The 10937-nt window shown below is 75.7% G+C and carries 9 protein-coding genes and 1 pseudogene; 7 read left to right on the plus strand and 3 right to left on the minus strand.

Going from position 1 to position 10937, the window contains the following annotated elements; genetic code table 11:
• Positions 1-84: 84 nt before the first annotated feature.
• Both ACI78Z_RS21150 and ACI78Z_RS21155 read right to left on the minus strand, forming a co-directional pair.
• Positions 85-762: pseudogene (locus ACI78Z_RS21150) on the minus strand (EAL domain-containing protein); the annotation flags it as partial.
• A gap of 45 nt (positions 763-807) precedes the next feature.
• Positions 808-1647, minus strand: a complete 840-nt coding sequence (locus ACI78Z_RS21155) for an EamA family transporter (RefSeq protein WP_457038497.1) — start codon at positions 1645-1647, stop codon at positions 808-810.
• A 190-nt stretch (positions 1648-1837) separates the two neighbouring features.
• Here ACI78Z_RS21155 and ACI78Z_RS21160 point away from each other — a divergent pair, with 190 nt between their 5' ends.
• The 3 genes from ACI78Z_RS21160 to ACI78Z_RS21170 all read left to right on the plus strand — a co-directional run bounded on the left by ACI78Z_RS21160 (position 1838) and on the right by ACI78Z_RS21170 (position 6276).
• Complete coding sequence (locus ACI78Z_RS21160) at positions 1838-2905, plus strand: phenylalanine--tRNA ligase subunit alpha (RefSeq protein ID WP_457038498.1); 1068 nt, start codon at positions 1838-1840, stop codon at positions 2903-2905.
• Positions 2906-2972: 67 nt separating this feature from the next.
• Positions 2973-5432, plus strand: coding sequence for a phenylalanine--tRNA ligase subunit beta (gene pheT, locus ACI78Z_RS21165; protein ID WP_457038499.1), 2460 nt, complete (start codon positions 2973-2975; stop codon positions 5430-5432).
• Positions 5425-6276 (plus strand): SDR family NAD(P)-dependent oxidoreductase, encoded by an 852-nt coding sequence (locus ACI78Z_RS21170; RefSeq protein ID WP_457038500.1) that lies wholly within the window; start codon positions 5425-5427, stop codon positions 6274-6276. Before pheT ends, ACI78Z_RS21170 begins: the two co-directional genes overlap by 8 nt.
• A gap of 14 nt (positions 6277-6290) precedes the next feature.
• On the opposite strand, the gene ACI78Z_RS21175 is transcribed toward ACI78Z_RS21170, so the two are convergent.
• Positions 6291-7172: a diacylglycerol/lipid kinase family protein gene (locus tag ACI78Z_RS21175; protein ID WP_457038501.1), complete on the minus strand. Its 882-nt coding sequence runs from the start codon at positions 7170-7172 to the stop codon at positions 6291-6293.
• 200 nt (positions 7173-7372) lie between these two features.
• Between ACI78Z_RS21175 and argC the strand changes: the two genes are divergently transcribed.
• The 4 genes from argC to ACI78Z_RS21195 form a co-directional block, all read left to right on the plus strand.
• The gene (gene argC / locus ACI78Z_RS21180; protein ID WP_457038502.1) at positions 7373-8410 is read left to right on the plus strand and encodes an N-acetyl-gamma-glutamyl-phosphate reductase; all 1038 of its coding nucleotides are present in this window, start codon (positions 7373-7375) and stop codon (positions 8408-8410) included.
• Positions 8407-9558: a bifunctional glutamate N-acetyltransferase/amino-acid acetyltransferase ArgJ gene (gene argJ, locus ACI78Z_RS21185; RefSeq protein WP_457038503.1), complete on the plus strand. Its 1152-nt coding sequence runs from the start codon at positions 8407-8409 to the stop codon at positions 9556-9558. Before argC ends, argJ begins: the two co-directional genes overlap by 4 nt.
• Positions 9555-10616 carry an acetylglutamate kinase gene (argB, locus tag ACI78Z_RS21190; RefSeq protein ID WP_457038504.1) on the plus strand — a complete coding sequence of 354 codons (1062 nt, stop codon included), beginning with the start codon at positions 9555-9557 and terminating at the stop codon, positions 10614-10616. The genes argJ and argB overlap by 4 nt, the downstream gene beginning before the upstream one ends.
• On the plus strand, positions 10613-10937 hold a 325-nt coding region (locus ACI78Z_RS21195), incomplete at its 3' end, for an aminotransferase class III-fold pyridoxal phosphate-dependent enzyme (RefSeq protein ID WP_457038505.1). The genes argB and ACI78Z_RS21195, both read left to right, overlap by 4 nt.

Consider the following 10937-nt stretch of genomic DNA (forward strand, 5'->3'; position numbering starts at 1 on the left):
GCACCCCTCGACCGGGCCGGGGCCGGGGCGGCCGAAGTGCCAGCCCTGGCCCAGCGTGGCGCCCAGCGCGCGGGCCATGGCCAGGTGGGTGTCGTCCTCGATGCCCTCGGCGAGCACCACCGAGCCGGTGCGCTCGGCGTGCGCGTTCACCGCGTTCATGATCTCGGCGATCACCGGACCGGGGCGCTCCTGCACCAGCCGCAGGTCCAGCTTGACCACGTCCGGGCGCAGCAGCGGCATGAAGGCCAGCGACATCGCCTCGACGCCGACGTCGTCCACCGCGACGCCCCAGCCGACCGAGCGGACCCGCTCGACGGTGCGCAGCAGCTCGGCCGGCCGGGTGGCCAGCGCCCGCTCGGTGATCTCCAGGACCACCCGCAGCCCACCGGGGGCGGCGGACGCGATCGCCAGCAGCTCCTCCATCGGCGCCCGGTCGAGCACCTCGGGCTCGACGTTGACGAAGAGGGTCAGCGGCGCCCGCAGGCCCGCCGCGAGCGCGCCGGTGAGCGCGGCGTTGCGACAGGCGGCGTCCAGCTCGGCGAGGCGGCCGGCCTCCCGGGCGGCGGCGAAGAGGGAGTCGGGGCGCTCCAGCGGGCCCTGCGGACCGCGGGCCAGGGCCTCGTAGGCGACCACGCGGCCGGTGTCGAGCTCGACGATGGGCTGGAAGACGCTGCGCACCGTGCCGTTCCGCAGGACGTCGTCGATCGTCGTCACCGGGGCCGCGGGGGAGATGGTCACGTTCCCCCATCGGACCGCCGTCACCCGGGTTGAGCGGGGACGGCGGTGGCCTCGCCCGATCGGGCGAGCTCAGGCCGGCAGCGCGATGAGGACGACGGCCGCGCCGGCCGCGACCAGCCCGGCCGCCTGGGTGGCGGCCAGCCGCTCGCGCAGCACGACCTGCGCCAGGACGACGGTGCTGACCGGGTAGAGCGAGGCGAGGATGCCCGTGATCGCCAGCTGCCCCTGCTGGGCGGCGAGCAGGAAGAGCGCGTTCGCCGTCATGTCGCCGACGCCGGCCAGCAGCACGACCGGCAGCGCTCCGCGGGGGACCGACAGCGACCGGGCGGCCAGCCGGGCGGCGAGGACCACGGCTCCCGCCGAGACGACGCGCGCGGCCACCAGCGGGCTGAGCTGCGCGGCCTCGCCGGTGCGGTCGAGCAGCACGAAGAACACGCCGAACAGGACGCCGGAGACCAGCGCGGGCACCAGGCTCGCCGGCCGTGCGGTGCGCAGCGAGGCCGGTCCGCCCTCGGCCGCCACCAGGACGACGGCGACCAGCGCCAGCGCGATGCCGGCCAGCCCCCACGGCCCGATCCGCTCGCCGAGCGCCAGGCCGCCGACCACCGGCAGCGCGGCCGCCGTCACCGCGGTCACCGGCGCGACCACGCTCATCACGCCCTCGGCCAGCGCCCGGTAGAAGAGGACCAGCCCGGAGGCGCCCGCCGCGCCGGCCGCGGCACCCCAGGCGAGGTCGCTGCCGGTCGGGTCGCCGCCCAGCCAGGGCAGCAGGGGCAGCAGGGCGACGAGCCCGGCGAGCTGGGAGAGGGTGACGACGGCGAACGCGGTGGCGCGCCGGGCGGCCAGGCCGCCGCAGAAGTCGGCCGCGCCGTAGACCACCGCGCTGGCCAGCGCCAGCAGCACCGCCACGCCGTCCTCCGTCCCCGGCGCACCCGCTGTGTGCCGCCGCCGGCCTGTCTATCAGCCCGCGAGATCTGCACAGTGGCGGTGATCGGCGGGCTGATGGCCGCCACTGTGCAGATCTCGCGGGGAGGGACGCGGACCACCCCGGCGAAACCCGGCAGCGGCGCCGTCCGGGCCCCGGGCAGAATGGCCTCCCGTGTCTGGCGCCAACGACCCCTACGACCCCAAGCAGGTCGCCGCCCTCTCGCCGGAGGCCCTCGACGCCGCGGTCGCCGAGGCCCGGCAGGCGTTCGCCGGCGCCGGGGACCTCGAGCAGCTGGCCGCCGTCCGCCCGGCCCACCTCGGGGACCGCGCACCGGTGCTGCTGGCCCGCCGCGAGCTCGGCGCGCTGCCCCCGGCCGCCCGGGCCGACGCCGGGAAGCGGGTCAACGCCGCCCGGGTCGCCGTCACCGAGGCCTTCGAGGCGCGCAGGGCCGAGCTGGAGGCCGAGCGCGACGCCCGGGTGCTCGCCGAGGAGCGGGTCGACGTCACGCTGCCGTGGGACCGGCTGCCCCGCGGCGCCCGGCACCCGCTGACCACGCTCACCGACCGGATCGCCGACATCTTCGTCGGGATGGGCTACGAGGTCGCCGAGGGCCCGGAGCTCGAGGCCGAGTGGCTGAACTTCGACGCGCTCAACATCGGCCGCGACCACCCCGCGCGCACGATGATGGACACCTTCTTCGTCGCCCCCGAGGACTCCGGCCTGGTGCTGCGGACGCACACCAGCCCGGTGCAGGCGCGCACCATGCTCTCCCGCACCCCGCCGATCTACGTCGTGGCGCCGGGCCGGGTGTACCGGACCGACGAGCTCGACGCGACCCACCTGCCGGTCTTCCACCAGGTCGAGGGCCTGGCCGTCGACCGCGGGCTGACCATGGCGCACCTGCGCGGCACCCTGGACCACCTCGCCCGATCGCTGTTCGGTGCCGACGCGGTCACCCGCTGGCGGCCGTCCTACTTCCCGTTCACCGAGCCGTCGGCGGAGTTCGACGTGTGGTTCCCCGAGCACCGGGACGGCCCGCGCTGGGTCGAGTGGGGCGGCTGCGGGATGGTCAACCCGCGGGTGCTGGTCGCCTGCGGCATCGACCCGGAGGAGTACTCCGGCTTCGCGTTCGGCATGGGCATCGAGCGGGCCCTGCAGTTCCGCTCCGCCGTCGGCGACATGCGCCACTTCACCGAGGGCGACACCCGTTTCACTTCTGCGTTCGGAGTCGAGCAGTGAGCGAGCATCGCAGCGAGGAACGAGCGAGGAGCGGAGCGAACGGGCTGCGGAGCAGCGGAGGAGCACAGTGAGGGTCCCCATCGGCTGGCTGGCCGAGCACGTCGACGTCCCCGCCGGCACCCCCGTCGAGGACCTCGACACCGCCTTCGTGCGGCTGGGCCTGGAGGTCGAGGAGGTCCACCGGCCCGCGGAGGTCACCGGGCCGCTCGTGGTCGGCCGGGTGCTGGAGATCGAGGAGCTGACCGGCTTCAAGAAGCCGATCCGCTGGTGCCAGGTGGACGTCGGCGAGGCCGAGCCCCGGGGCATCGTCTGCGGCGCCACCAACTTCGCCGTCGGCGACGCCGTGGTCGTGGCGCTGCCCGGCGCCGTGCTGCCCGGCGGCTTCGCGATCGCCGCGCGGACGACCTACGACCGCGTCTCCGACGGGATGATCTGCTCGGTCCGCGAGCTCGGCGTCGGCGAGGACCACGCCGGGATCCTGGTGCTGGGCGACGACGCCCCGGCCCCGGGCACCCCGGCCGGCCCGGTGGTCGGCCTGGACGACGTCGTCATCGAGCTGGCCATCACCCCCGACCGCGGCTACTGCCTGTCCATGCGCGGTCTCGCCCGGGAGATGGGCACCGGCCTCGGCGTGCCGTGGCGCGACCCCGGCGCGCTCGATCCGCCTCCCTGGTCCGGCGAGCCGGCCTGGTCGGTCGCCGTCGAGGACGCCGACCGCTGCGACCGCTTCTCCATGATCGCGCTGGAGGGCCTGGACCCGACCGCGCCGACCCCGTGGTGGATGCGCCGGCGCCTCGCGCAGTCCGGCGTCCGCAGCATCTCGCTGGCCGTCGACGTCACCAACTACGTGATGCTCGAGCTCGGCCAGCCGATGCACGCCTTCGACCGCGACCGGGTCCGCGGGCCGATCGTCGTCCGCCGGGCGCGCGAGGGCGAGCGGCTGACCACCCTGGACGGCGCCGACCGCGCGCTCTCGTCGGATGACCTGCTGATCACCGACGACTCCGGCCCGATCGGGCTGGCCGCGGTCATGGGCGGCGCGTCGACCGAGATCGGCGACGGGACGTCGAACGTGCTGCTGGAGGCGGCGCACTGGGAGCCGACCGGGGTGGCGCGCACCGCCCGCCGGCACCGGCTGCCCAGCGAGGCGGCCAAGCGCTTCGAGCGCGGCGTCGACCCGGAGATGACCGTGGCCGCGCTGACCCGCGCCGTCGCGCTGCTGGCCGAGTACGGCGGCGCGCGCGTCGTCGGCTCGCCGGTGGACGTCGACACCCGTGGGCCCCGCCCGACGATCGCGCTGGACCCCGCGCGGCCCGGCCGGGTCGCCGGCGTGCCGTACCCGCCGGCGCGGGTCACCGCGCTGCTGACCGCGGTCGGCTGCACGGTCGACGGCGACGACCCGCTCACCGTCACCCCGCCGTCCTGGCGGCCCGACCTCACCGATCCCGCCGACCTGGTCGAGGAGGTCGTGCGGCTGGCCGGCTACGACGACGTCCCCTCGGTGCTGCCCACGGCGCCGCCCGGGCGCGGCCTGACCGAGCGCCAGCGCCGCCGGCGCGCCGTCGGGCGGGCGCTCGCGGAGTTCGGCTATGTCGAGGCGCCCTCGTTCCCGTTCGTCGGGACGGCGGCCCTCGACGCGCTGGGCCTGGACGCCGACGACCCGCGCCGGCAGGTCGTGCTCGTGCGCAACCCGCTGTCGGAGGAGGAGCCGGCGCTGCGGACGACGCTGCTGCCGGGCCTGCTGGCCGCCCTGGCCCGCAACCTCTCCCGCGGCATCCGCGACGTCGCGCTGTTCGAGCACGGCGCGGTCTTCCCGGGCGGGGAGCGGGCGCCCGCGCCGCTGCCCGGCGTCGACCGTCGTCCGGACGACGAGACCCTCGCCGCGCTGCTCGGCGCGGTGCCGGAGCAGCCGTGGCACGTCGCCGTCGCGCTGGCCGGCCACCGCGAGCCACGCGGCTGGTGGGGCCAGGGCCGGCCGGCGGTCTGGGCCGACGCCGTGCAGGCCGCCCACCGGGTCGCCGAGGCCGCCGGGGTCCGGCTCACCGTGCGCGCGGGGGACCGGGCGCCGTGGCACCCCGGCCGCTGCGCGGAGCTGCTGGTCGGCGGCCGGGTCGTCGGGCACGCCGGCGAGCTGCACCCGCGGGTCTGCGCGGCGCTGGACCTGCCCGCCCGCACCGCCGTGATGGAACTGGACGCCGACGCGCTCCCGCCGGCGCCGGTCGCCACCGGCCCGCACCTGTCGAGCTTCCCGCCGGTCTTCGTCGACCTGGCCTTCGTCCTCGACGAGGGCGTGCCGGCCGCGGCGGTCGAGGAGTCGATCCGCGAGGCCGCGGGCGAGCTGCTCGAGACGGTGCGGCTGTTCGACGTCTACACCGGGCCGCAGGTGGGCGAGGGACGCCGGTCGCTGGCCTACTCGCTCACCCTGCGCGCCCCGGACCGGACGCTGTCCGGCGAGGAGGCGGCCGAGGTGCGGCAGCGGGTGGTGGCGTTCGTCGAGCAGGCCCGGCAGGCGGAGCTCCGTGCCTGAGGAAGGACCCCCTGCCCCCCACCACTCGCGAGCTCGCGGCGGGACCCTGCAGGGGGCCGTCGCGCTGGTCACCGGCGCGTCGACCGGCATCGGCCGGCACCTCGTCGAGGGCCTGGCCGCACGCGGCATGGCCGTGGCCGGCCTGGCGCGGAACGGCGAGCGGCTGGTCGCGGCGATGGACGAGGTCGCCGCCGCCACCGGCGCCCGCACCCTGGCCGTGCCCGCCGACGTCACCGACCGGGCCGCGGTCGACGAGGCCGTCCTGCAGGTCCGGGAGGAGCTCGGCCCGGTCGACCTGCTGGTCAACAACGCCGGGGCGATCGACGCGGCCGAGGAGCCGCTGTGGGAGGCCGACCCCGACCAGTGGTGGTCGGTGGTGGAGAGCCACGTCCGCGGCGCCTTCCTGCTCGCCCGCGCCGTCGTCCCGTGGATGGTGCTGCGCAACCGCGGCCGCGTCGTCGACCTGGCCAGCGGGATGGGGCTGCGCGCCCGTCCGGAGTACTCGGCCTACTCGGTGGCCAAGACCGGTCTGATGCGGATGACCGAGGCGCTGGCCGGCGCGCTCGAGGGCCTGGACGTGCGGGTGTTCGACGTCGCGCCGGGCGTCGTCGACACCCCGATGACCCGCGCCATGCCGATGTGGCGGGGCTTCACCGACTGGACGCCGCCGGAGCACGTCGTCGAGCTGGTGGCCGCCATCGCCGCCGGCGAGCTCGACCAGTGGTCCGGGCGGTTCCTGCGGGCGGGCGCCGACGACCTCGCCGTCCTGCGCGCCACCACACCGGAGGACGCCGCCCGCCAGCTGCGGCTGCGCCCCTACGGGGACGCCGACCCGCTGGCCTGACCGGCAGCGGTCGGTCAGACCACCGTGGCCAGCGCCCGCGGTGCGATGTCGACGGCGACCGGCGTGTCCGCCTCCAGCTCCACCAGCTCGCCGTCCAGCTGCAGCGGCATGGGGGCGAGCGCCGTGAACGCGTAGTGGGTGGCGCTGGGCTGCGGGCCGAGTCCGCGGGTCGCCGCCCTGATCACCGTCCCGAGCACCCGGAGCTTGCCGGTGCGCCGCTGCGTGACGACCTCGAACCGGCCGTCGTCGGGGCGGCCGCCCTCGCTGAGCGTCGCGTACTTGGCCATCTGGTCGATGTTGGCGAACACGAGGCTGTCGATGGTGCGCCGCCTGCCGTCCTCGAGCCTGATCGGGAACGGCCGGAAACGGGAGAAGGACCGCACCACGGTCACGATCTCCCGCCACGACCCCTTCCCGCCCTCCTCCAGGTCGACGGCGACGACCGGCGTGAGGCCGACGCCGATGTAGGAGTGCGCGTACCGGGTCTGCGCGGCGGGTCCCTTGCCGATGGTCAGCCGGAGGAGGTCGATCCGGCGGACGTCCCCGGCCGCGATGGCGTCGGCCAGGGGCCGCTCCCGCGTCACCCGGCGGTGGTCGTTGGCGTTCCCCGCCGCGTGCACCGCGCAGACGGCCTCGCTGCTGCCGGCGTCCATGACGCCGTTGACGACCTCGTTGTAGCCGCCGTCCCCGCTGACGGACACGAGCAGCGGACGTCCGGTGCCGGCCGCCTCCCGCGCCAGGTCGCGGGCGTGCCCCGCGTACCGGGTGGGGCAGAGCTCCACCGGCACGGCCGGCAGCCGCCGGACCAGGTCGCCGCGCAGCTCCTCCGCGGAGCGCGGCGCGTCGCCGGTGCTGTGCGGGTTGAAGATGACCACGATCCGGTCGAACGGGCTCACGTCAGGGCTCCTCGTACGGGCGGCGCCCGTTGACGGGCGGGTACATGCCCGCGCGCCGCTCCCGGCACGCGTGCTCACCGTCACCGTCCCCGACAGGTGGCCGGCAGTCGCTCCGCCCGGGTCCGGCGATCTCCGCGGAGATCGCCGAAGTGGGACACCCTGGGTGAGGGGTCATGCATGGCAGTGTATGGTCATGCACCATGGACGGGCAGACGTGGACGGTCGGGGTCACCGGCGCCACCGGGTACGCCGGGGGAGAGGTGTGCCGGCTGCTGGCCGGGCACCCGCACCTCCGGCTGACCGGGGTGCACGCCAACTCAAGCGCCGGACGACGGCTGGGGGAGCTGCAGCCGCACCTGCTGCCCTTCGCCGACCTGGAGGTCCGGCCCAGTGGCGCGGAGGACCTAGCCGGCTACGACGTGGTGGTGCTGGCGCTGCCACACGGGGAGTCCGCCGCGGTCGCCGCGCAGCTGCCCGCGGACACCCTGGTCATCGACTGCGGCGCCGACCACCGGCTCAACGACCCGGCCGCCTGGGCGCGCTGGTACGGCTCGACGCACGCCGGCACCTGGCCCTACGGGCTCCCGGAGCTGCCCGGGCAGCGGGAGAAGCTCGCGAGCGCCCGGCGGATCGCGGTGCCGGGCTGCTATCCGACCTCGGTCACCCTGGCCCTGGCCCCGGCGCTGGCCGCCGGGCTGGTGGAGCCGGAGGTGGTGGTGGTCGCCGCCAGCGGCACCTCCGGCGCGGGCAAGTCGACCAAGCCGCACCTGCTGGGCAGCGAGGTGATGGGCTCGGTCAGCGCCTACGGGGTGGGCGGGGTGCACCGGCACACCCCGGAGATGGTGCAGAACCTCACCCAGGCCGCGGGCCGGGACGTCACGGTCAGCTTCACCCCGACCCTGGTGCCGATGAGCCGGGGCATCCTCGCCACCTGCTCGGCCAAGCTCGCCCCCGGCGCGGACGAGGCGGCCGCCCGAGCGGCGTATGAGAAGGCCTACGCCGACGAGCCGTTCGTGCACCTGCTGCCCGAGGGGCAGTGGCCGACCACCGCGCAGGTGCTCGGCGCCAACACCGTCGCCCTGCAGCTCGCGGTCGACCCGGACGCCGGGCGGCTGGTCGTGGTCGCCGCGGTGGACAACCTGACCAAGGGCACCGGGGGCGCGGCGCTCCAGTGCGCCAACCTCGCCCTGGGCCTGCCCGAGACCACCGGCCTGCCGATCGTGGGAGTCGCGCCGTGAGCACCACCGCACCGAAGGGCTTCTCCGCCGCCGGGGTGGCCGCCGGGCTGAAGTCCTCCGGCGCCCCGGATGTCGCGGTCGTGGTCAACCACGGACCGGACGACGCCGCCGCGGCCGTCTTCACCACCAACCGCTTCCCGGCCGCGCCGGTGCTCTGGAGCCGGCAGGTGCTGGCCGGCGAGCGGGCGCGGGCGGTCGTGCTCAACTCCGGCGGCGCCAACGCCTGCACCGGACCCGACGGCTTCGCCGACACCCACGCCACCGCCGAGCACGCGGCCGCAGAGCTCGGCATCGGCGCCATCGACGTCGCGGTGGCGAGCACCGGGCTCATCGGCGTCCGGCTGCCGATGGACAAGCTCACCGCCGGCGTCACCGCCGCGGTCAAGGCGCTCAGCGAGGACGGCGGACCCGACGCGGCGCGGGCGATCATGACCACCGACAGCGTCCCCAAGACGACGGTGCAGGCGCGCGACGGCTGGACCGTCGGCGGCATGGCCAAGGGCGCCGGCATGCTCGCGCCCAGCCTGGCGACGATGCTGGTGGTCCTCACCACCGACGCGGTGGTCGACGCCGCCACCCTGCAGACCGCGCTGAAGCAGGCGACCAGCGTCTCCTTCGAGCGGGTCGACTCCGACGGCTGCCTGTCGACCAACGACACGGTGATCGTCATGGCCAACGGCGCCAGCGGCCTCACGCCGTCGGCCGAGGAGGTCACCGAGGCACTCACCGCCGCGGCGACCGACCTGGCCATGCAGCTGCTGGCCGACGCCGAGGGCTCCACCAAGGACATCGCGATCACGGTCCGGAACGCGGCGAGCGTCGAGGACGCGCTGACCGCCGGCCGCGCCTGCGCCCGGAACAACCTGCTCAAGACCGCGCTGTTCGGCAACGACCCCAACTGGGGCCGGGTGCTGGCCGCGATCGGCACCACCGACGCCGCCTTCGAGCCCGACCGGGTCGACGTCACCATCAACGGCGTCACGGTCTGCCGCGGCGGCGCGATCGGCGACCCCCGCGAGGGCGTGGACCTCACCGGCCGGGCCATCACCATCGACGTCGACCTCAAGGCGGGCACCGAGCAGGCGACGATCTGGACCAACGACCTGTCCATCGCCTACGTGCACGAGAACTCGGCCTACTCCACATGAGCGACCAGGCAGCACCCGACCCGGAGCCGCACGTGACCACCGTGCACGACCCGGAGGCCCAGGACCCCACCCCGCCCGACGTCCGCGTCGACGAGGCGCCGCCGGAGGTGCCCGCCGTCCGCAAGCGGATCGGCACCAGCCGGGTCATGCGCACCTACGACCCGGAGGGTGACGCCCGCAAGGTCGCCGTGTTGACCGGGGCGCTGCCGTGGCTCAAGGAGTTCCACGGCAACGTCGTGGTGGTCAAGTACGGCGGTCACGCGATGGTCGACGAGGAGTGCCGCCGGGCCTTCGCCGAGGACATGGTCTTCCTGCGGACCTGCGGCATCCTGCCCGTCGTCGTGCACGGCGGCGGCCCGCAGATCACCGAGATGCTGGGCCGGCTGGGCATCGCCAGCGAGTTCCGCGGCGGCCTGCGGGTGACCACCGAGGAGACCATCGAGGTCGTCCGGATGGTGCTCACCGGTCAGGTGACCCCCGAGGTGGTCGGCCTGATCAACCAGCACGGCCCCCTGGCCGTGGGCCTGTCCGGTGAGGACGGTGGCCTGTTCACCGCCGAGCGCACCCCCGCCACGGTGGACGGCGAACCGGTCGACGTGGGCCTGGTCGGCGACGTGGTCGCGGTCGACCCCGCGCCGGTGCGCGCACTCCTGGACTCCGGGCACATCCCGGTGATCGCCACCGTCGCCCCGGACCGGGACGGCGTGGTGCACAACGTCAACGCCGACACCGCCGCCGCCGCGGTCGCCGTGGCGCTGGGCGCGGTGAAGCTCGTCGTCCTCACCGACGTCGAGGGCCTCTACGCCGACTGGCCCCACCGCGACTCGCTGGTGCAGCAGATCGACGCCGCCGAGCTCGCGGAGATCCTGCCGAGCCTGGACTCGGGGATGGTGCCGAAGATGGCCGCCTGCCTGCGGGCGGTCGAGGGCGGGGTGACGCGGGCGACCGTCGTCGACGGGCGCACCCCGCACGCCCTGCTGCTGGAGATGTTCACGTCCGAGGGCACCGGGACCATGGTGGTCCCGGCCCGCACCGCCACCGGAGAGGAGCCGGCATGACCCGCACGGAGGAGCTGGCCGCCCGCTGGTCGGCGGTGATGATGAACAACTACAAGACCCCGCCGGTGGCGCTGGCCCGCGGCGCGGGCGCCACCGTGTGGGACGTCGACGGGCGGGCGTACACCGACCTGCTCGGCGGCATCGCCACCACCATCCTCGGCCACGCCCACCCGAAGGTGGTCGAGGCCATCACCCGCCAGGCGGCCACCCTCGGGCACGTGTCCAACCTGGCGATGCACGAGCCCGGGCTGGCGCTGGCCGAGCGGCTGCTGGAGCTGGCCGGCCGGCCCGGGCGGGTGTTCTTCTGCAACTCCGGCGCCG

The sequence above is a fragment of the Geodermatophilus sp. SYSU D01176 genome (genome assembly GCF_054050015.1).